This window comes from Kribbella albertanoniae, assembly GCF_004348455.1.
In the GTDB taxonomy this organism is placed as follows: domain Bacteria; phylum Actinomycetota; class Actinomycetes; order Propionibacteriales; family Kribbellaceae; genus Kribbella; species Kribbella albertanoniae.
The window spans coordinates 20,459-42,128 of the sequence record NZ_SMKA01000029.1 but is presented as its reverse complement, the minus strand read 5'-3'; the positions used below and the strand labels follow the sequence as shown (position 1 = coordinate 42,128).

Genomic DNA, 21,670 nt, shown 5'->3' with positions numbered 1-21,670 from the left:
CGACACCGGCCCGCTCGTGTGACAGGCTGCTGGGGATGAGGGAGGAGCTTGATGTCTGAGTCGCAGCGGCGGCCGGCGAGCACGATGAGCGCCGAGCGCAGGTACGGGATCGCGATCTCGGTCGCGCTCATCCTGGGTGGCGTCTACTGGGCGCTCACCGGTCTGACCGAGGGTCCTCGGAGCGGGCAGACCACCTACAAGCTGGACGACCGGACGCTGGTGGTCGAGGGGAATTCGACCAGTGTCGAGATCCGGCCGGGTGACGGCGACGAGCTGAAGGTGGATCGGCAGTTCGAGCGGAACGCGCTCGGGTCCGACCCCACCGACACGTTCAAGGACGGCAAGCTCCAGCTCAAGGAGACCAACTGCGGATTCCTCTCCTTCGGCTGCAAGACGACGTACGTGCTGACGGTGCCGCGCGACGTGAAGCTGACGGTGAAGAGCACCAGCGGCCCGATCAAGGTCACCGGGATGACCGCCGACACCGAGGTCAAGACGAGCTCGGGAGACATCGAGGTCCACGACCTCGGCGGCACGCTCCGGATGGAGACGAGCTCCGGCAGCATCGACGCCGACGGGCTGAACGCGAGCACAGTCACGACCAAGAGCAGCTCGGGCAGCGCCGAGGTCGTTTTCGCCACCGCGCCGCTGTCGGTGGACGCGAAGTCCAGCTCCGGTGACGTGCTGGTCAGGGTCCCGTCGGGACCCGAGACCTATCAGCTCGAGACCGACACCTCGTCGGGTGACAACGAGCCGGAGATCCGGCAGGACCCGTCCGCCACCCGCACGATCAAGGTGAAGACCTCCTCCGGCGACATCGACCTGGGCTACGGCAACTGACAGTAACCATCAGGACCACGTCAGTGAGTCCGTTTTGTCCTGAGTAGTCTTGCCGCCATGGCAGAGGTCGACGCGGTACCCCGTGGGTTGCTGGTGGACTGGGGTGGCGTGCTGACCTCGGGACTGGATCCGGCGTTGCGGCGCTGGGCCGAGCTGGACGGGTTCGACTTCGACTCCTACGTCAAGGCCGTGATGGCCTGGCTGCCGGTCGAGACCGCCGAGACGGCCGAGATCAACCCGGTGCACGCCCTCGAGCGCGGGCAGATCGCCGTACCGGATTTCGAGCGCAAACTCGCCACCATCCTGATCCGGCCGGACGGCAGCCAGGTGCCCGCGGAGGGCCTGATCGAGCGGATGTTCGCGCATTTCGAGCACCAGCCGGCGATGAACGCGCTCGTCCGCCGGGCCAAGGCGCTCGGCATCCGCACCGCCCTGCTGTCGAACTCCTGGGGGAACAGCTATCCGCGCGACACCTGGGACGGCATGTTCGACGACATCGTCATCTCCGGTGAGGTCGGGCTGCGCAAACCCGAGCCGGAGATCTTCCTGCTCGCGGCCAGCCGGGTGAACCTTCCACCCGCGGAGTGCGTCTTTGTTGACGACCTGCAAGTGAACGTCGACGGCGCCCGTGCCGTCGGTATGACCGGCATCCTGCACACCTCGTACGACGAGACCCGGCGCGAGCTGGAGTCCCTGTTCGGAGCAGACCTGACGTGAGCACGACGACCACCAGTTCCACCGCATCCCAGCCGCTCGACCGGCGCCGTACCGTGATCGTCGTGGTCGCCGCCGCGGTCCTGGTCGCGCTCGGCGCGTGGATCGGCGGCAAGTACCACGGCATGATCGACCTGCGCGTGTACCGGCTGGGAGGTGACGCGCTGCTGCACGGCCCGGCCCTGTACGACGCGAAGCTGCCGGGGATCGGACTGCCGTTCACGTACCCGCCGTTCGCGGCGATCGCCATGGTGCCGCTCGCGCTGGCGCCCTGGGGGCTGGCTCTGATCGTCTGGACCACGGCGTCCGTGCTCTGCATCACCCAGCTGTGGCGTGCGAGCCTGCCGAAGACCTTCTGGTCATTCGTCACCCAGCGCAAGCGGACCGCGGTGCTGGTCGCGCTGACCATCGTCTCGCTGCTGCTCGAACCGGTCTGGGCGACGATCGACTTCGGTCAGATCAACTTGTTGCTGACCGCAATGATCCTGCTGGACCTGATCCGGCCGAAGGGCGCTCGCCTGCGCGGGTTCTGGCTCGGTGTCGCGATCGGCGTCAAGCTGACCCCGCTCCCGTTCCTCGCGCTGCTGGTCGTCACCAAGCAGTGGAAGGCCTTGCGGAACGCGATGTTCGGCCTGCTCGCCACGATCGCGATCGGTTTCGCGTTCGCTCCCCGTCAGTCCTGGCGGTACTGGACCGAGGTCGTCTTCGACGCCAACCGGGTCGGCGGGATCGCGTACAGCGGCAACCAGTCGATCAACGGTTTCCTGCACCGCCTCGGCAACACCGCGAGCTGGGTGCAGCCGACGTGGTTCGTTGCCTCGGTCATCGTTGGCCTGGGCGTGCTTTGGCTGGCACGCAAGTACTGGCTGGCCGATGAGCGCGTCACCGCGATCGCCGTGATGGCGCTGGCCGTCCTCTATGCCTCGCCGATCTCGTGGAGCCACCACTGGGTCTGGATCATCCCGCTGGGCGTCAGCCTGATCCGCGGCGTCAACCGCGTCTGGGGCCTCAACCCAGCGGTCGTCGCCGGGGTCCTCTGGTACGGGCTATTCGTGCTGCGCTCGATCTGGTGGGTCCCGTTCCGCGACGACCGCGAGCTCGACTGGTCCTTCTGGCAATCAATCCCCGGCAACTCGCACCTGATCCTCGGCCTGATCGCCTTCGTCGTCCTCGCCATCACCAGCCGAGGCCTCACCCGCACCGATCCTTCCCTCCGCTAACGTCCGAAGGATCGGAGGAGGGCCCTCCGGGTTCCCTGTAACGTCCGAAGGATCGGAGGGCCCTCCTCCGGGTTTTCGGACGTTAGGACGAGAAGAGCAACAGCAGGCCGCCGGCGGTGTAGCCGACCATGACGATCAGCAGAGGGAGCTGACCGGCCAGGGCCTTGTTGCGCGGGAACAGCGCGACGGCACGGTCGTGGGCGGAGATGACACCGAGCAGGTGGCCGCCGACCACGGCCAGCACCTGGAGCACCGAGATTGCCGTGCTGTGGTTGGTGATTCCGGTGTTCACGGCGAGCAGTCCGGTGCCGAACACGTTGGCGCCGTTGCTGAGCGGATCACTCAGATAGATGAGCGTCCGCTGCCCCTCCAGGATGAACAGCGTCAGGTAATGCGCGATGACGTAGCCCAGGGCAATCGGTACGACGGAATGCGCGAACAGCCCGGGCAACGTCGTACGGGAGCTGTCTGACAGTCGCCCGGCGAGCAAGGTGGCGCCGGAGTACGTGCCGAGCACGAAGAGCATGAACACGATCAAGGCCGCCGTACCGAGCCAGGTCATCGAGATGTCCTGGTTCTGGGCCCATCCGACCCACGCCGACGAGTTCGAGAAGCCGTCGTACGCGGTCGATCCCAGAAGCGCGGCAACCATGCCCACGAGTCCTGGCTGGGCTTTCAGTCCGTCCAGGTTCTCGAGTGGTCGCCGTACCACCAAGGAGCCGTCGGTACGGCGGCCCCACGGGGACAGGCGGGACATGAGCGTCGCGTAGACCTCGAACGGGTCGCCGGTCGCGAACCACCGGTCGCCGAACAGGACTGCACCGAAGAGGTTGATCACCACGTAGAGCGCGATCCACGCTTGTAGTACGGGGATGGTGGCGCGGTCCGGTGCGACCAGTTCCAGCCAGGTGAACGCGAAGATGCCGAGCGCGGCCGGCCAGAGCCCCACGCGTGGGGACAACTGGAGCAATCCCTTGGAGGGTGACTGACGCAGCAGCTTGCAGAACAGCAGATGCAGCGTTCGCAGCGGGTTGAGCGTCCGCCAGACCGGGCCGAGCAGGATCGAGAGCGGTACCAGGCCGACCCAGAGCAGGATGTAGATGAAGCCGAAGATCGGGTTCGTCAGCCGGTCCACGCCGAACACCAGCGCGAACATCGCGTACAGGAAGATCGCCAGCCCGACCAGCCGGACGATCCAGCGGAACCAGGCCGCGTCGACCGTCCGGGTGATTGCACCAGGCAACGGCTTCCCGGACTTGTTGCCCCGGTACTTGGGCGACTGCCACGCGAGCCCCAGTACGACGAACGAGACCGCCACGGCGACCGCTGCACCGCCCACGGCCAAGCCGAAGGGGATCGGCAGGTCTTGGCGACCGCCGATTCCGTGCAATGGGATCACGAGACTACGAGCTTCGCTACCAGCTTGGCGCTCTTGTGGGTCTCGACCTCGAAGGTGCCCTTCATGTCCGCGGTGAACTTCACCTGCGCGGGCTTGCCCGGGGTGAGCTCGAGCTCCTTGTTGTACCCGTGGATGTGCAGCTCCTCGTCGGCGTCGCTGACCGCGGTGACCAGCACGGACTGACCGGCCTTCACCTTCACGGTCGCGCCGCTCGGGTTGACCTTGCCGTTGGCAACGGTGATGGCCAGCGTCACGTCGGCCTGGTCACCGGACGGGTCGGCGGTGTTCGAGGGGCCGGACGAGTTCGGCTTGCCCGGTGTCGGCGTGTTCGTCGGTACGTCGGACGGTGCCGTCGTCGGGGCGGTCGTCGGGGTGCTGGGGGAGCCGCCACTGCTGGAGTCGTTGCCACAGCCGGCCAGGACGAACAGGGCCAGAGCGGGCAGGAGAGCGGTGGCGGTACCGCGAGCGATCGTCGAACGCATGGGTCGAGGGGCCTTTCAAAGGGTCTGTTCAGTTCTCAGGGTGCGGAGCGCACCCTCTTGCCTGACGAACACCGAAGACTCAGTGTTCCCGTACCAAGCAGTGTCGCAGCCCACTGTCCGTGGGTACGGCTAGGGTGACGGAAAGCCATCCGCCAGAGAGACTGTTCCGCCAGAAAGGAAGGGTGACGTCCATGCCAGACCGCCTGTCATCGCTGGATCTCACCTTTCTCAAGGCCGAGTCACCGGCCACCCCGATGCATGTCGGCACCGTCGACATCTTCGAGCCGCCGGTGCACGGTGACGACGAGTTCGACTACGAGAGCCTGGTCGCGCTGATCCGGGACCGGATCGCGTTCGTGCCGCGGTACCGGCAGCGGGTGCAGCAGGTGCCCGGCCGGTTCGCCGGGCCGGTCTGGGTGGACGACGAAGACTTCGACATCACCTTCCATGTACGGCGCTCTGCGCTGCCCCGGCCGGGGACGCACGCGCAGCTGCTGGAGCTGGTGGCCCGGATCATGTCCCGGCGGCTGGATCGGGCCCGGCCGCTGTGGGAGATGTACCTGGTCGAGGGTCTGCAGGGCGACCGGTTCGCGATCATCGCCAAGTCGCACCAGGCGCTTGTCGACGGCAACAGCACGGTCGACATCGGTCAGGTCGTGCTCGACGCGACGGCCGAGCCGACGGAGACCCCGGTCGACACCTGGCAGCCCGAGCATCCGCCGTCCGCGCTGGAGCTCCTGGCCGGCGTCTTCGCGGACGCGACCCGGCACCCGACCGCGGCCCTGGAGCTGGCGCGGGCCGAGATGGCCAGCTTGACCGGATCGACCTCGGTTCGCGAGGTCCTCGGCGGCGTGGTCGGCTCACTGGCCGCGCGGCAGCACGCCCAGGAGAGCTCGCTGCACGTGAAGACCTCCGGCCAGCGCCGCTTCACCACGGTCGAGACCAACCTCGAGGACTACCGGACCGTGCGGGCGATGCATGGTGGCACGGTCAACGACGTGGTCCTGGCGGTCGTTGCGGGCGCCGTACGGGCTTGGATGATGACGCGTGGCGAGGGCGTTGGTCCGACCCGCCACGTGCGGGCCGTCGTCCCGGTCAGCATCCGCGATGACGACGACGAGGAGCCGACCTCGCTCGGCTCCCGGGTGATCGCCTCCGCGGTGACGCTCCCGGTGGGGGAGAACTCCCCGGTCATGCGGCTGCACCAGATCTCGTACCAGACCAAGGTGCACAAGGACACCGGCCGCGCGGTCAGCGCCCGCTCGCTGGTCGGCATCGCCGGATTCGCGCCGACCACGCTGCACGCGCTCGCGGCCCGGGTCGCCACCGCCACGGTCCGTCCGATCGACGACGTGGTGATCACGAACGTGCCCGGACCGCAGTTCCCGCTCTACGCCCAGGGCGCTCCGATGCTCGCGTCGTACCCGGTCGTGCCGTTGATGCCCGGACAAGGCCTGTCCGTCGGCGTCACGTCGTACGACGGGAAGGTGTTCTACGGGCTGAACGCGGACCGCACCGCGATGCCCGATCTGGCCGTTTTCGCCCAATGTGTGACCGATGCGCTGGACGAGCTGGTCGACACCACGAAAGGCAGCCGCAACCGGGCCTCCCGGGGGCGGAAGAAGCCGCGCGGTGGGCAGACTGGGAAGAACGACGCGGCGAAGAAGGCGGGTACATGAGGGTCTACATTCCATCCACACTGCGGCTGCTCGACGAGGCCTGCCACGCGGGCGAGTTCGGGCCACAGCCGCTCACGGTCTACGCCGTGACCCCGGCGCTGCGCGAGTGGTACGCCGAGGGCGACGACGAAGAGCTCGAGTACGCCGCCATGGCGCAAGCCGCCCGGGCGTCAGTCGGCCTCCTCGCCGACGACCCCGGTACGGCGCGCCGCCGGGTGGTCGTCTCCGCCGAAATGAGCGCCGTACCGCCGGCTGACGGTGCCGCCGAGCTCGGTGACGCCCGGCTGGAGCTGCACGTAGTCGTGCCGTGGCGCGCTGTCGCCTCGGTGCATCTGGACGAAACCGGAGCCGCCGCTACCGTCGGAAAAGCGGCAGAATTGTGGGCGTCGGCCCAGAACGGCGACGACGACGCGCTCTTTGCCCTCGACTCGTGCGAGGGTGAGGATCTGATGTGGTACGCGACCCAGGAGATCCCCGATCTGCTGGCCGCGGAAGGACCCCGCGGCCGACTTTAGGGAGCTGATGACATGCAGGCCATCTGGAAAGGCGCCATCTCCTTCGGGATGGTGACGATCCCGATCAAGGTGTTCTCGGCGACCGAGGAGAAGGACATCTCCTTCCGCCAGGTGCACGTCGCCGACGGCGGCCGGATCCGGTACAAGCGGATCTGCTCGATCGACGGCGAAGAGGTGCCGTACTCCGACATCGGCAAGGGCTACGAGATGCCGGACGGCCGGATGATCGTGCTCGAACCGGACGACTTCGCCGACCTGCCGCTGACCAGCAAGAAGGTCATCGACGTCCTGGAGTTCGTCCCCGCCGACCAGGTCGACCCGCTCTACCTCGGCAAGTCCTACTACCTGGCAGCCGACGGCGGCCCCGGCGCCAAGCCCTACGTCCTGCTCCGCGACGCCCTCGAAGGCTCCGAGCTGTACGCCCTGGTCAAGGTCGCCCTCCGCTCCCGCGAGAGCCTCGGCCTGCTCCGCACCGTCGACAACATCCTGATCCTCCAGGTCATGCTCTGGCCGGACGAGATCCGCGACGCCGCCTTCGCCGCCCCACCCGAGGACGTCGAGATCCGCTCCCAGGAGAAGGCGATGGCCTCCTCCTACATCGACACCCTCCGCGGCGAGTTCAACCCCGACCAGTACCACGACGAATACCGCCAGGCCCTCGAACAGGTCGTCGAAGCCAAGGCCGCCGGCGTCCCCCTCCCCGCCGAGTCCGACGAAGAAGAGACCGAAGGCGCCGAGGTAGTAGACCTGGTAGCCGCCCTCCGAGCCTCCGTAGAAGCAGCCAAGGCCCGCCGAGCCGGCACCGGCGACGCCCCCGCAAAGAAGACGGCAGCCAAGACCCCCGCCAAGAAGGCAGCCGAGCCCAAGAAGGCCGCAGCCAAGAAAACCGCAGCCAAGAAGACAGCCAAGAAAGCCACCAAGAAGTCCGCATAAGCAGCGTGGGGGGACCAACGATGACTGAACGAACCGAAGTACCCAAGGACCTCTCGGAGATCCCGGTAGACCCGGCGCATCCCCTGGTTGTGCCGGGCGCATTCCTGCTCGAGCTCATCCCGATGCCCGTCGCGGACCTGGACCGAGCCAAAGCCTTCTACGCTGACCAACTCGGGTGGACCTGCGACGTAGACCTCAGCCCTGGCGACGGCGTCCGGATTGTGCAGTTCACCCCACCGGGCTCCTACTGCTCGATCCTCCTGTCCACCGGCCTGCCCCAGATGGACATGCCGGTCGGCTCCCAACGCGGCCTGCACCTGGTGGTGAAGGACCTCGAGGCCGCCCGCCAGCAGCTCATCGCCCGCGGCGTGGAGGTCAGCGAGACCGAGGACCTCGGCGGCGTCTTCTACGCGTGGTTCACCGACCCCGACGGCAACACCTGGGCCCTCCAACACATGCCCTGGCGCGCCTAGCCCTCCTCGGCTGCGGCAGCTGGGGCTGCGGTTCTGCGACGCTCGAGGAGCTTCATCAGACCAGCCAGAGCCAGGAGCGCAGCCAGGGCGGCGGCTCCGGTCAGCAGGCCGAGCCGAAGTCCGGCCGGACGGTAGACGCAGGAGACGCTGCTCGCCGTTGGGCCAACCGAGACCGCCATCAGACCGGCCAGCTGGGTCGGTTTGCGGGCTGTGCGGTCGTCGACCCGGCATTGCCAGCCGGGCGTCTTGACGACTCCCATCACCACCAGGCCGCGCTTTCCAGGCGTCAGCTTGAGGTCGATGCGATGTCCACCGACGCTGACCGCGGCGGGCTGGCTGCGCTCGAGGCGGGTGACAGCAAGGTTCAGCTTGGCGCGGTCCAGGCATCCGATCGCGCCGACCGGCAGTTGGGTCGTGGCCGACGTCCGGAGCTTCAGGTCGAAGGAGCCGCTCGCATCGGTTGAGCCCACCGCACGCACCGCACCACCGCTGTAGATCCCTGGCCGCTTCCCGAACGCGGGAAGGAAGGAAGCCCACTGCTGCCCGGGCACCAGAACCTCCCCGGCGAATTCGCGCCCGGACAGATAGAGCTCGGACCCAGGCCGGCAGCGCCCGGCGAGCCGGAACTCAGCCGGCGTCGGAGTGCCCGCCGGCAACTTGATCGTGAGCAGACCTGGCCGGCGATCACTGATCGCGAGTGTCGATCCGGCGGCCGGCACAACCGTCAGCTTCGGGATCGCGTAGACGTCACTGCCGAGCGCGGTCTCCTGCAATCCGTAGGGTCCCGGGTCGGCCGAGACCCAGGGCTTGATCGGACGGACAGTGACGAACGGCGAGGCTGTACTGCGCGCCAACTCCAGCCCACCCTGGTCATCGGATCGGACCCGTGCGCCGACCGAGAAGACCGCGTCGATCACGGGGTTGGCCGGGTCGATGACAGCACGCCCGAAAGCCCAGTACCCGAACCCGAGGTTGATCAGCTCCTCCGACAGCTCGTCCGGAATCGTCGAGCTGTAGTACTCCGGCCCTTCACCGCCGACGAGCATCGGATCGTTCACGGTGCTGAACGCGCCCGGCGACACGCGGTGCCGCGGCCAGTCCTGGGCAGACATCACCAGCGCACGGGCCTGCTCCTGCAGCGGTCCCCACGTCGGCGTGGCGCTGTACTTCTCCGCCCGGGCCTTGTCGATCGCGTACGTCGACGCAGTCACCTCGGCCAGCACCGCCACAACGAGCAGTCCCGCGGCAACTCGCAGTACCAGCTGTGACTGTCGCCAACGCCAGGCAGCCCACGCGAGCACCGCCACGGCCACCATGGCCGGTACGACGACGCGCGTGAGCGGAGTTGTCGACCATGCCCCGAACGCAGCGCCGTACAAGGCCATCAGCAGCACCACTGGTACGGCGATCGCCAGCACATCACGTACTCCCGCGGCCAGCGACAGCCAGCCGGCGATCACCAACATCCCGGCCACGACGAACGCCTGCCGGAACGGGTTGCCGTTCGGCGAGTCGAACCCGTGCCAGATCTCGTGTGTGAGCGGGATCTGCATGCTGACGATCGTCAGCAGGATGACCACCGACCAGACGATCCGCTCCCGCCGCGCGATCCGCCGGTTGAGCGGGAAACTCAACGCGGCCAGCAACAACACAGTCCCAACAGCGAGTCCCGGCGTCTTGCCGACACCCTCAGAGGCGGGCAGCAGCCGTCCGAAGAAGCTCAGCCAGCTGATCGCGTCGAAATGCTCGTCCGGACTTGGCCGGGCATACCCGACGGACTTGAAGGTTGGCACCAGCAGTGGCGCGGAGAGCGCGATTCCGATCCCAACCACGACGAGGCAGCGCACAGAGCCGGTGAACCGATGCCACCACGATCCACCGTCGGGGTCGGACAGCACGCGCGCGATCAGCACCAACGCCGCGCCAAGTGTCGCCATGTAGACCGTGTAGAAGTGCGAGTACCAGAACAACGCAATCACGAACGGCGCAACCAGCATCGGAAGGACAGCTCGCCGCCGCCTGACCCACTCGCACAGCAAGCAGATCAGCGGGAACGCGATCAGCCCGTACAGCCAGCCGGTCATGTAGCCGCCATCATCGAGCGCCCAGCCGCAAGTCGCGTACGACACTCCGGCCAGGGCCGAAATCCAGGCCGGCGCGCCCGGTCGCAACATCCGCAAGTACGCCGTCATCGCCGCGGCCGCGGACGCGATCGCGACGATCATGATCGCGTACAGCGCAAGATCGATCCGGTCCCGCGGGAACAGCAGCACGATCCAGGACAACGCGGCCCCGTTATAGGCCATGAAGTCGCCGATATACGGAACGCCGTACCCACTGGACCAGTTGAAGATGAAGTCACCCGGAGAGGACCCAGTCATCACATCGCGCAGATGAGCATGCATCGGCACGAACTGCTGCCCCAGATCAAGAATATTGCGGCTACGCGCCCCGAACGGATACGTCCCCCGCAGCAAACCCCCAAGAATCACCGCAACCGCCGCAGCCAGCGCCGCCACCCCAGGCACCGCCATCCGCCCGCGACCTACCACCCTCAAACCCCAATTCTCTGCTCGTCCCCCGCCCCGACCGTACCGGACAACCACCACCGACCCCGCGCAATTGCTGCCATTGTCCAGAACCGGAAGCCCCGCGCACCCCTTCAGACACAAGCAAATCCATCGCTCGCCGTAACCGTTGCCTTACGCAACATGCTCGGCGTTGATTCGGGACAGCGGCAGGGCCGTTACAACTCCAAGGTCCGGCCCAAGACGCAGCGCGACATCGCCGGCTGCAACGACCCTCCGCCGGGTTGTACGGGTCGGGCAGCGCTCTGACCTGCACGAACAGCTCTTCCGGCGGTTGACCAGGTACTCCCGTATGTCACTTCGTGCAATTTTGTTGACTCGGAGCGTATCCGTGGGTCACCGTTAGTGCGCTTCTCTACCGCCATCGAGAAGCGCACCTCGGGGGTGCTGGCAGTTCAACTGTGGTGACTTCAGGGGTGAGGCATGTCTTTCAACGGGTGGGTTCTGCGCGCCTTCGCGCGCCCGATCGGTGTTCTTTCCGCAGCGACGATGGTCGCGTCCGGGCTGGTCGGGACGTCTCCAGCGGTGGCCGCCAAGCCACCGGTGGCGCCGAAATCGGCCAAGACCGAGGCTGAAGCCTCGCGCCTGGCCGCACAGTTCAACACCTCGGTAGAGGTGGAAGACAAGCTCACGGAGTACACGCGCACCGTCGCGACTCCGCAGGGCACCTTGCAGGCCGAGATCTCGAACCAGCCAGTGCGGATGCGCAGGGGCACGGGCTGGGTGGACCTCGATTCCACTCTCGAGACCCGCGCTGACGGACTCGTCGCGCCGAAGGCCTCTGGTTCGGATGTCGCCTTCTCGAACGGCGGCGCCGGCCCGCTGGCGCGCTACAAGCACGACGGCGCCACCTTCGAACTGAACAGCCCGTGGGCCTTGCCGAAACCGACCTTGTCCGGCTCCAAGGCGACGTACGCCGGAGTCCTGCCCGGCGTCGACCTGGTAGTCAACGCCACCTCTGACACCTTCAGCTACAACCTGGTCGTCCAGACCCGCGAAGCCGCCTTGAACCCGGCCCTGAAGGCTCTGACCTTCCCCGTCACCACCCAGAACCTCGAGCTGCGTACGACCCAGCCGGGCCGCCCGTCGTACGTCGATCGCTCCGGCCGCCAGGTCCTGTCCGTCGGCGAGGCGCTGATGTGGGACGCAGGCGGCACCAAGTCCAACGCAAAGCCGAGCGCCGCGATGGCGGTCGGCGAGGGGCCGTCGGGCCAGGCGAAGCGCGCGCTGATGCAGTTCGACGGCACCGCGGCGGGACTGACGGTCAAGCCCGATCAGCGGATGCTTGCCGCAGCCGACACGGTCTTCCCGGTCGTGATCGACCCCACGATGGAACTCACCAAGGACCGCGTCGGCTGGACTGCCGCCTGGGAGCTGTACCCGAGCACGTCGTTCTGGAAGACCGAACACAGCCTCGGCGTCGGCTACGAGGGCTGGGAGCAGAGCAAGATCGTCCGCTCCTACTACCAGTTCAACACCTCGTACTACACCAACAAAAAGATCATCAAGGCGTCGATGACGGCCTACGAAACCCACTCGGCCAGCTGCACCAAGAAAGGCGTCATCCTCTCGCGGGTCAAGCCGATCTCCCCTCGCACGACCTGGAACAACCAGCCCGCAGTCGAGGCCGACGTCGCGTCCGTGGTCGACGCCAAGGGCTGGAGCTCGGCCTGCCCCGCAGGCTTCCTCGAGTTCGAGGTCACAGCCTCGATGCAGGCCACCTCGAACGCCAACCTCACCTCGACCAGCTTCCGGCTGCGTGCCTCGGACGAGACCGACATGATCGCCTGGAAGCAATTCGACGCCAGGTCCCAGCTCCACGTCGAGTACGTCGCCTACCCGCTTCCTGGAGAGAATCTGGGCGCCGCTACTCCGACCGACTTCCCGGAGCCCTGCGCACCGTCGACCAATCCCACAATCGTGGCCTCGCTCAAGCCAGAGGTCTACGCGGCAGGCAAGGTCGGGGTCGGCGATTCCACCGCCCGGGTCTTCGTCCGGTTCCTGATCCGGGATAGCAGCGGCACCAATTTTGGCTTGGACAGCGGTCTCGCGTCTCCGGGTGTCCGCCAGGTGCGAGCCCCGGGGTTCAATCTGGTCGAGGGCAGGTTGTACACCTACAACGCGCAGACGGTCTATCCGACGCCGGCCGGCGAACTCCTGTCGGAGTGGTCGCAGCCTTGCTTCTTCAAGATCGACACCACACCACCGCCGCCGCCCACGATCAAGGCGGAGTACAACGGTCAGGTCGTGACGAATTGTCTGACCAGCCCGGATCCGAACGTCTGCCCCCTCGTGGTTCCGTTCGGCGAGAAGGTCAAATACACGATCTCGTCGAGCAGTCCCGATGTCACTGCCATCAGCTACGGCTTCAACGGCAAGATGACCCGCGTCAACTCGAACTCGGTCACGGTGTTCCTGGTGACGCCCAATCCGACCATCATGCTGCTGGGCGCCCAGTCTCACGATGCGGCCGATCACCCCAGCAAGACGGCATACCACAAGCTTGGTGTCGGCGCCCAGCCACCACCAGCAGCTGCCTGGAGTTTTGACGACGGATCGGGCGGTATCGCCCCGGATTCGACGGGCAACAACCATCCGTTGACTGTGACGGACGCCCAGTTCGACAGCAGAGGCAGAGTCAAGGGGTCCTTGCTCTCCAACGGCGTCAATAGCCGTGCGACGACACCGGCAACGTTCGTGGACACGTCCAAGAACTTCAGTATCTCGGCCTGGGCCCGGCTGACCGGTACGACGGACAGCGGCGTGGTCACCATTACCGGACAGGTGGCGCACGGTGGCCAGTTGCGGTACAACGCGACCACCAACCGTTGGACCTTCATCCAGACGATCTCGGATACACCCGCGCAGCCCCAGGCACGGGTGGAATCGCTGACCCCGCCGGTCAAGAACGCGTGGACGCACCTGCTCGGTGTCTACGACGCCACCGCCAAGACGATGACTCTGTACGTCAACGGCAGGTTTCAGAAATCCGTGACGTTCACCCACACGCCCTGGAAGGCCACCGGCAAGGTGGAGGTGGCATCGGTGCGATCCGATCCCAACATGGGCCCGGGCATCTTTCCCGGCTCGGTCGACGAGGTCAAGATCTACCAGCGCATCGTTCAACCCGCCGAGGCCGAACAACTCGCAAGTCCCCGCATCGATCAGTCCGGCAACGACCTCCCGATCGCAGGTCTGACCGCGAATTACCCCTTCGAAACGACTGCCGGTGGAACGACTCCGGACACCGTGTACGGGTCGAACCTGAATGTCGCCGGTTTCGCCGGTACGGACCAGAGTGCGGCGATCACCGAGGACGACGAGCGCGGAAAGGTTCTGACCGGGACCGGACAGAGCGCCGAGAGCGTCTCTATCGGTCGTCCCCTGGTTGATGCCTCAGGAGGCTTCACGGTCCTGGTGTGGGTCAAGCTCGCAGACCCCTCGAAGAACCAGGTGATCGTTCGGCAGGCCGGTACGACCAAGGACTCCTGGCGACTGGAATATCGGCGACTCGCCACCGACGACAAGGCGGAGTGGGCCTTCGTCAGATCGAGCGCAGACTCAACGTCAGGCGTTAGCACCTCAGCGATCCAGAGCACGACAACCATGGCAGCGTCGGAAGAGTGGACCGCACTCGCGGCTCAGTACGACGCAGCGACCGACCAGATCTTCCTGAAGCTGGCCGACCGGTCGGCCAACGGGAGCAGTAACCCGTTCGCTTCCCCCTTCACCACCGGCACAACCGTGGTCGGTAAGCCACCGGCGGACGCTACCTACGTGCCGTTCACCGGCTCCCTCGACGACCTTCGTGTCTACGCGGGCGTTGTACCGGACCACGATCTGTGCACCGAAGCCGGAAAGGTGAGCTGCTCCTGATGAGGCGAACCGTGCGCAAACTCAAGACCCGTAGCCTGCCGATCCTGCTCGCCCTGTCGCTGACTGCGGCCGTGGCAGTCGTCGGCCCGACCAGCTCGGCCGAGGCTCAGGACAAGTACCCGAACGCCCCGAAGGCGACCAAGCAGAAGAATGCCAAGGTGACGCCGCGCAAGTCGGTGGCGCCACCTAGCGAGGTCGACCCCGCGGCGGCAGCCGCCGATGCTGCCAAGGTTGCGAGCCAGCCGGTCAACTGGCCGGCGCCAGGCCGCCAGAAAGTCATCGTCGATGCTCCCGCAGCGAAGTCCAAGGGCTTGGTGACGGCCACTTCGGCGAAGGCCGGCACGGGAGTTACCGCCGATCTCGAGTTTCTCGACCAGGCGGCAAGTGCGCGCGCCGGCATCAGTGGAGTGCTGGTCAAGGCCACGACGCCGAAGGCCGTCCCTGATGCCCAGCTGACCTTCGACTACTCCGGCTATGCGAAGGCATACGGTGCCGACTGGGATCAGCGCCTCCAGGTCATCGCTCTGCCGGCGTGCGTTCTGACAACGCCGAACGTTCCTGAATGCACAACGAGCACGCCGCTCCAGAGCCGAAACGACGCGGCGTCGAAGACGGTGACCGCGAAGGCGCCCCTGAGCACGCAGCAGTCGGTCTTCGCCGTCACGGCAGGCTCGGAGTCCAGCACCGGTGACTATGCCGCGACAGGACTGGCGGCCTCCTCGAGCTGGTCGGGTGGTGGCTCCAGCGGTGATTTCACCTGGTCTTACCCGCTGCGCGTGCCGCCGGCCGCGGCTGGACCGATGCCGAGCCTGGCCTTCTCGTATTCCGCGCAGTCGGTCGACGGTCGCACCTCGGCCACGAACAACCAGGTCTCGTGGGTTGGCGAAGGGTTCGATCTGACCGAGTCGTTCGTCGAGCGTAAGTACACGAGCTGCGACGAGGACGGCAACCAGGGCAAGTACGACCAGTGCTGGAAGTACGACAACGCCACGCTGACTCTGAACGGCAAGTCGAACGAGCTTGTCCGCACGTCCGGTGGAGACACCGGAGCGAGCACCTGGAAGCTCAAGAACGACGACGGGTCGAAGGTCGAGAAGCTGATCACGACCGTCATCAATGGCGACTCTCGCAAGGAGTACTGGAAGGTCACGGCGACCGACGGCACCCAGTACTACTTCGGCAAGCACCAACTCAAGACCGGTATGCAGAAGTACACCCAGTCGGTCTTCACTGTGCCGGTTGCGGGTGACGACGCGGGCGAGCCCTGCCACGCCTCCACCTTCGCCGCTTCCCTGTGCACGTTGGCCTGGCGCTGGAATCTTGACTACGTCGTCGATCTGCATGGCAACGCGATGTCGTACTGGTACACCAAAGAGGTCAACAACTATGCGAAGAACGGTGTCGCTTCGCCGGGTACGCCGTACGTCCGTGGCGGCTACCTGAACCGGATCGACTACGGCCTCCGTGAGGACACGCTGTCCGACACCACGGTTGCGCCGCACCAGGTCGTCTACACGACCGCCGAACGTTGTCTGGCGAACTGCTCGACTCTGAACAGCACGACTAAGGCGAACTGGCCGGACGTCCCGTTCGACCAGATTTGCGAGGGAACAACCGCCTGCACCAACAAGGTTTCGCCGACCTTCTTCACGCGCAAGCGGCTGTATCAGATCCAGACCCAGACGATGGTCGGATCCGCCCTCCAGCCGGTCGACTTGTGGCAGACCAACCTGACCTTCGAGTCGAACGGCGACACTGCCAGCAAGCCGATGTGGCTGAACGGCATCTCGCACAGCGGTCAGGTTGGCACGGCGTTGAGCGTTCCGAACGTGACTTTCAAGAAGGTCGGTCTGGCCAACCGGGTCGACAATACGTCAGATGGTCTGCCGGGCATGGTTCGGTATCGAATCGGCGAGATCAACACCGAGACCGGCGCCAAGATCATGGTCAACTACGCGCCAAAGGAGTGTATGTCCGGCGAGCGGCCGGACAAGGACACCAACACCAAGCGCTGCTATCCGGCTGAGTGGACTCCGCCGGGGGAGGTCGAGCGCACCGACTGGTTCCACAAGTACGTTCTGGACAGCGTCGTGACGGCCGATGAGATCGGCAACGGCGCCATGATGACGACGCAGTACGTCTATTCCGGCGGTGGCGCCTGGCACTTCCAGGAGTCGCCGATGCTGAAGACCGAGGACAAGACTTGGTCCGAATGGCGTGGCTACGGCACGGTCACGACGTACGTCGGCGATCCGGCCGAGCCGGCGAAACGGTCGCGAAGTGTTACCAGGTACTTCCGCGGGATGGACGGCGACAAACTCGAGGGCACGACTGCCCGGCGGAATGTCGATATCGCTGACTCCGAAGGCACAGTCAAGGCTGACGCCGAGCCGCTGGCCGGCAGCCCGCGTGAACAGGTCACCTACCCGAACGCGACGTCGAACACGGAGATCTCCGGGTCGATCACCGATTACTCGATCGATGAGAAGGCCAGTCAGACCGTCCCCGGTGGCGTGCTGAAGTCCAACTTTGTCGGTACGTCGGCCACGAAGTCCCGAACCACTCGCGACGGGGGCCGTGCGGACCTGGTTCGTTCGACGGCGACGCAGTACGACCCGGACAACAACCTGCCGGTCAAGGTCACTGACTTCGGCGACGCTGCGAAGAGTGGCGACGAGACCTGCACACTGACGAGCTATGCCAAGAATCCGGCAACTGGGCTGATCGCGCTGCCGCTGCGGAACGTGTCGTCGACCGGTGCCTGTGACGCCACGTCCGCGAGTCCGCCGGAGGATCGGGTTCTGTCGGACGTGCGGAGCTACTACGACGGCAAGCCGTTCGGCACGGTGACGCTCGGCGACGCGACGAGCATCGAGCGGCTTCAGCATTACACCGACGGCGTCCCGTCGTACCAGAAGACCGGTACCAAGGGATATGATGCGCTCGGCCGGGTCACGTCGTCGGGCGATGCCCTCGGACGAGTCACTACGACGGCATACACGCCCGCGCTCACTGGTCCGCTGACCCAGACCGTGGTGAAAGCACCGACCGTGAACAAGTACGACGGAGCGGCGGTCAACTTCACAACGACAACGACCTATCGACCCGAGTGGGGTCTGCCGTCGAAGACTACCGATCCGAACGGCAAGGCCACGGAGATGGCCTACGACGCGCTCGGTCGTCTGACCTCGGTGTGGCTGCCGAGCCAGGTGATTGCTTCGCCTAAACTCGCCAACACCAAGTACACGTACACGATCTCGAACACCTCGGCCTCGTCCATCCGCACCGACTCGCTGAACATCGAGGCGAACGGCTACATCACGTCGTACCAGCTGTACGACTCGCTGCTGCGCCCTCGGCAGTCCCAGGCGCCGGGAGCGAACACCGGTCGCGTCATCAGCGAGACCCGGTACGACGCGAGCGGCCGGGCGATCTATGCGAACAGCGACATCTGGAACGAGTCGGCACCTGCGGCCGTCCTGGTCGACGTACCGAACGCGTCCGTGCCCAACCAGACGTTCAACGAGTACGACGGTGCGGGGCGGAACGTCAGGTCGACGTTCATGAGTGCGCTGCAGCCGAAGTGGTCGACTACAACCCTCTACGGCGGTGACACGACCACTGTGCTGCCACCCGCCGGGAGCAGCGCGACGTCGACCGTCGCCGACGCGAGGGGCCAGGTCGTCGAGCGCCGCGAGTACAGCGGCAACACGCTGAGCGGTACTCCTGATGTCACGAAGTACACCTATGACCTTGCCGGCCGGATGGTCCGGATGGACGGCGCCAGTGGAGTCTGGACCAACAAGTACGACCTTCGCGGGCGGAAGATCGAGAGCACGGATCCTGACTCCGGGAAGTCGACGTCGACGTACGACGAAGGCGACCGCCTGGTGTCCACGACGGATTCGACCAGCAACACGCTCGTCACGACGTACGACTCGCTGGACCGTAAGACAGCGCTGTACAAGTCGACGGCCGCGCCGGCGAACATGCTCGCGAACTGGAAGTACGACAAGACCGACCTGCTAGGGCAGTTGGCCGAATCGGCCAGTTACACCGACGGGCAGGCCGGTCCGAAGTACCTGACGACGATCGATTCTCGCAATGTTCTGTACAACCCGACGAAGGTGACCAAGTGGATCCCGTCGGCCAAAGAAGGTGCCGAGCTCGGCGGTAGCTACTACACGAACTACGACTACAAGCCGGACCAGAAGACACCGAAACTGATCTCCTACCCCGATGGTGGTGGGCTAGGGGCGGACAACGTCTCGTTCTCCTACACGCCGCAGGGCTTGCCGCAGCGCATGTACAACGCGGCGGGCGCGACCTATGTGAACGATGCCGAGTACAACCAGTTCGGCGACCAGACACTGCTCGATCTCGGCTCGAAGCATGACATGCCGGTCTCGAACATCTACGAGGACGGCACCCGACGTCTGAGCCGCAGCACCAGCGGCAAGGAGCAGGTCTTCTCCGACCACGTCTACACCTATGACGCAACCGGCAACGTCCTCAAGGATCACAACCTGGTCGACGGCGGCGACGCCCAGTGCTTCGACTACGACGGTCATCGCCGTCTCACCGAAGCCTGGACTCCGGCCAACGCCGACTGCACACAGGCCCCGAGTGCACTGGGGCTCGGCGGCGTGGCGCCGTACTGGCAGTCCTGGACCTACACGCCGACCGGTCTCCGGAAAACGCAGGTCGATCACTCCACGGCCGGCAACACCACGAGTACTTTCGCCTACAACACTAACCAGCCGCACACGCTGGCCAGCGTCACCCAGGTCGGTGTAGGTGCCGGCCCGGTGAAGGCCTTCGATTACGACGCCCGCGGAAATACCACCGTGCGGCCCGGTCAGACGCTCACCTGGAATGCGCAGGGCAAGCTCACCAAGCTGTCCGGCACTGAAGGTGACACCGAGTACGTCTACGACGCCGATGGCAGCCTGCTGGTCCGCCGTAACCCGACCGAGGTAACCCTGTTCCTCGGCGAGCTCGAGCTGACCCTCGATAAGGCCACCCGCAAGGTCCAAGGCAAGCGCCAGTACAGCTTCAATGGCCAAACCATCGCCGTCCGCACAGACAACGGCACCCCGACCTCCGACGTGTCCTGGCTCGTCACCGACTACCACGGCACCTCCCAGGTAGCCGTGAATGCGGCCACCCTGACTCCGACCAAGCGCTACGCCAAACCTTTCGGCGACCCACGCGGTGCCGCAGTGGCCTGGCCCGACGACCACGGCTTCCTCAACAAACCCGAAGACAAGCTAACCGGCCTGACCACAGTCGGCGCCCGCGAATACGACCCCACCATCGGCCGCTTCATCAGCCTCGACCCCCTGCTGGACCCCAACGACCCCCAGCAAATGCTCGGCTACACCTACGCCAACGACAACCCCGTCTCCGGCTCAGACCCCACCGGCCTCATCAACTCCGACGACGGCGAGGGAGGCGGCGGCTACACCGACGACGACGTCGACACGCAGTACTGCCCCGGCTGTCCCAACACCAACCCCAACCCCAACGGCCCCAACGCCGGCTATGGCGATGGCGGCGGCAACGACGACGGCGGCACCAACCACCCCAAAAAGAAGAAGCGCTGGTACGACCGCGTAGCCGACAACGTCAAGGACACCGTTGACCACGCCCACCAATGGGCCCAGGACCACGCCTCTGAGATCGGTACAGGCATCGCCATTGGCGTGGCCGTCGCCGGAACAATCGCATTCTGTGCTGGTACCGCCGGAATAGGCTGCCTGATTGTCGCCGGTGCAGTAATGGGGGCGTCCGGTGCAAGTCTGGGATACGGCGCTCGGATTGCTCTCGATGACCAAGAGTCGTTCGATACAGCCACCTACGCCACGGAAGTGGCAATAGGCACGGCCTCAGGTGCTGCTAGTAGTGCGGTCGGAGCTGGCATCCCTGCTGCGGCTGCCCTAACCGCGGGAACGGTCGGAAAGGCGGCTCTCGGAAAAGCCGGCAGCGCTGAAGGCAACGCAGCCCTCGGCGGGGCAAGTCCGAAGGCGACACGCGGCTCCGTGAACAAGGTTGGAGGTACCCAGAACTGCGTCTCCTGTGCGATTGCTGGAGATTCAACCCTCGGCGGAAGCCCGGCATCCGCGATCAAGCGAAATCCGGATGAGCCGTTTGCTGACGGGATGGTCTTGATCGAGCGATATGCTGGATCAACATGGCGTTGGATGGGACGGCCTAAGATCGAAGCAGAGTTGCTGGCGGCAGGAGAAGGTGCCCGCGGCATCGTCTACGGCGAGCGCAGAGGGACTGCGCACGTCTTTAATGCGGTCGTACAGCGCGGGCAAGTCAATTTTGTTGACTTCCAAAGTGGCGGTGCTGGAGTGTTTGAAAGAAGTTTCCGACGTACTGCATTTATTAGGACGAGGTGAATTTGGTGCAGCCGCAAGGGGAAGGCCCGGTGCTACTTCAGGATGCATTTGAGGCAACTCAGGAGTTGCTTGATATGAGGATCCGGCCTGTGCACGGGGCTGATGTTGTCATCTGCTCGTGCGAGGAATTTCCGAGCTTCTTCGTGTTCGGCTATAACACGCGCCGATTTCTGATCGGGATGAAGCTCACCGACTCACTCGTGGGGAATGGGCCTGTCGTCGTGCCGAAGTCGGGTGCTCCTCTCTACCTGGGCGGGTCCGGGAGCCCGATCGAGGAGCAACTCGGGGAGCGTCCGATCACCGAGGAATTTGGGGAGCCTGACTGAGGTTGTCGGAGTCGTCGCCAAGATGGCAAACTGTCGAAAACGAATCTCGAAGCTGCGTTGATGGTGGTTCCCTTTACGACAGTGCCGTAAAGGGAAAGTCTTACCTCAATCGACAGCGTCCCGGCGGCGGGACTGTTACGGGAGTGGCCGCCGCCTTCGGCCGGACGCGGATCACGCCGAAGCGATAGAGCAGGGGTACGACGCTTCGGGGAACCGGA

At 65.6% G+C, this 21,670-nt stretch carries 13 protein-coding genes; 10 read left to right on the top strand and 3 right to left on the bottom strand.

Annotated elements, in window-relative coordinates; all coding sequences use genetic code 11:
• The first annotated feature begins 51 nt into the window (after window positions 1-51).
• The 3 genes from E1261_RS10040 to E1261_RS10030 are packed head-to-tail and all read left to right on the top strand — an operon-like array spanning window position 52 to window position 2,774.
• Window positions 52-840 carry a DUF4097 family beta strand repeat-containing protein gene (locus tag E1261_RS10040; protein ID WP_132405105.1) on the top strand — a complete coding sequence of 263 codons (789 nt, stop codon included), beginning with the start codon at window positions 52-54 and terminating at the stop codon, window positions 838-840.
• Window positions 841-897: 57 nt separating this feature from the next.
• On the top strand, window positions 898-1,557 hold the full coding sequence (locus E1261_RS10035; RefSeq protein ID WP_132405103.1) for an HAD family hydrolase: 660 nt from the start codon (window positions 898-900) through the stop codon (window positions 1,555-1,557).
• Window positions 1,554-2,774, top strand: coding sequence for a glycosyltransferase 87 family protein (locus E1261_RS10030; protein ID WP_238176105.1), 1,221 nt, complete (start codon window positions 1,554-1,556; stop codon window positions 2,772-2,774). Before E1261_RS10035 ends, E1261_RS10030 begins: the two co-directional genes overlap by 4 nt.
• Before the next feature lie 82 nt (window positions 2,775-2,856).
• Here E1261_RS10030 and E1261_RS10025 read toward each other — a convergent pair whose 3' ends face one another.
• Window positions 2,857-4,173: a hypothetical protein gene (locus tag E1261_RS10025; RefSeq protein ID WP_132405101.1), complete on the bottom strand. Its 1,317-nt coding sequence runs from the start codon at window positions 4,171-4,173 to the stop codon at window positions 2,857-2,859.
• Window positions 4,170-4,655 (bottom strand): cupredoxin domain-containing protein, encoded by a 486-nt coding sequence (locus tag E1261_RS10020; protein WP_132405099.1) that lies wholly within the window; start codon window positions 4,653-4,655, stop codon window positions 4,170-4,172. The genes E1261_RS10025 and E1261_RS10020 overlap by 4 nt, the downstream gene beginning before the upstream one ends.
• A 191-nt stretch (window positions 4,656-4,846) precedes the next feature.
• Here E1261_RS10020 and E1261_RS10015 point away from each other — a divergent pair, with 191 nt between their 5' ends.
• From E1261_RS10015 to E1261_RS10000, 4 genes are read left to right on the top strand one after another with little or no spacing between them, the layout of a single operon-like run.
• Window positions 4,847-6,334, top strand: a complete 1,488-nt coding sequence (locus E1261_RS10015) for a WS/DGAT/MGAT family O-acyltransferase (protein WP_132405097.1) — start codon at window positions 4,847-4,849, stop codon at window positions 6,332-6,334.
• Window positions 6,331-6,849: a DUF6912 family protein gene (locus E1261_RS10010; protein ID WP_132405095.1), complete on the top strand. Its 519-nt coding sequence runs from the start codon at window positions 6,331-6,333 to the stop codon at window positions 6,847-6,849. The genes E1261_RS10015 and E1261_RS10010 overlap by 4 nt, the downstream gene beginning before the upstream one ends.
• A gap of 12 nt (window positions 6,850-6,861) precedes the next feature.
• Complete coding sequence (gene ku / locus E1261_RS10005) at window positions 6,862-7,782, top strand: non-homologous end joining protein Ku (RefSeq protein WP_132405093.1); 921 nt, start codon at window positions 6,862-6,864, stop codon at window positions 7,780-7,782.
• 20 nt (window positions 7,783-7,802) lie between these two features.
• The gene (locus E1261_RS10000) at window positions 7,803-8,255 is read left to right on the top strand and encodes a VOC family protein (RefSeq protein WP_238176104.1); all 453 of its coding nucleotides are present in this window, start codon (window positions 7,803-7,805) and stop codon (window positions 8,253-8,255) included.
• On the opposite strand, the gene E1261_RS09995 is transcribed toward E1261_RS10000, so the two are convergent.
• Complete coding sequence (locus tag E1261_RS09995) at window positions 8,252-10,807, bottom strand: YfhO family protein (RefSeq protein WP_238176106.1); 2,556 nt, start codon at window positions 10,805-10,807, stop codon at window positions 8,252-8,254. The two genes, E1261_RS10000 and E1261_RS09995, sit on opposite strands and share 4 nt — an antisense overlap.
• A gap of 459 nt (window positions 10,808-11,266) precedes the next feature.
• Here E1261_RS09995 and E1261_RS09990 point away from each other — a divergent pair, with 459 nt between their 5' ends.
• Genes E1261_RS09990 through E1261_RS09980 form a run of 3 tightly spaced genes read left to right on the top strand, consistent with a single transcriptional unit; the run spans window position 11,267 to window position 21,452 of the window.
• Window positions 11,267-14,719, top strand: a complete 3,453-nt coding sequence (locus E1261_RS09990) for a LamG-like jellyroll fold domain-containing protein (protein WP_132405090.1) — start codon at window positions 11,267-11,269, stop codon at window positions 14,717-14,719.
• Entirely contained in the window at window positions 14,719-21,126 is a 6,408-nt protein-coding gene (locus E1261_RS09985; RefSeq protein WP_132405088.1) for an RHS repeat-associated core domain-containing protein, read from the top strand. Before E1261_RS09990 ends, E1261_RS09985 begins: the two co-directional genes overlap by 1 nt.
• Window positions 21,123-21,452 carry a YrhB domain-containing protein gene (locus E1261_RS09980; protein ID WP_238176103.1) on the top strand — a complete coding sequence of 110 codons (330 nt, stop codon included), beginning with the start codon at window positions 21,123-21,125 and terminating at the stop codon, window positions 21,450-21,452. Before E1261_RS09985 ends, E1261_RS09980 begins: the two co-directional genes overlap by 4 nt.
• The last annotated feature ends 218 nt before the right edge of the window (window positions 21,453-21,670 follow it).

What these genes read in the sequence shown, in the direction of transcription:
- E1261_RS10040 (WP_132405105.1), top strand. Translation starts at nt 52, where the DNA reads ATGTCTGAGTCGCAGCGGCGGCCGGCGAGCACGATGAGCGCCGAGCGC.
- E1261_RS10035 (WP_132405103.1), top strand. Translation starts at nt 898, where the DNA reads ATGGCAGAGGTCGACGCGGTACCCCGTGGGTTGCTGGTGGACTGGGGT.
- E1261_RS10020 (WP_132405099.1), bottom strand. Translation starts at nt 4,655, where the DNA reads ATGCGTTCGACGATCGCTCGCGGTACCGCCACCGCTCTCCTGCCCGCT.
- E1261_RS10015 (WP_132405097.1), top strand. Translation starts at nt 4,847, where the DNA reads ATGCCAGACCGCCTGTCATCGCTGGATCTCACCTTTCTCAAGGCCGAG.
- E1261_RS10010 (WP_132405095.1), top strand. Translation starts at nt 6,331, where the DNA reads ATGAGGGTCTACATTCCATCCACACTGCGGCTGCTCGACGAGGCCTGC.
- ku (WP_132405093.1), top strand. Translation starts at nt 6,862, where the DNA reads ATGCAGGCCATCTGGAAAGGCGCCATCTCCTTCGGGATGGTGACGATC.
- E1261_RS10000 (WP_238176104.1), top strand. Translation starts at nt 7,803, where the DNA reads ATGACTGAACGAACCGAAGTACCCAAGGACCTCTCGGAGATCCCGGTA.
- E1261_RS09990 (WP_132405090.1), top strand. Translation starts at nt 11,267, where the DNA reads ATGTCTTTCAACGGGTGGGTTCTGCGCGCCTTCGCGCGCCCGATCGGT.
- E1261_RS09985 (WP_132405088.1), top strand. Translation starts at nt 14,719, where the DNA reads ATGAGGCGAACCGTGCGCAAACTCAAGACCCGTAGCCTGCCGATCCTG.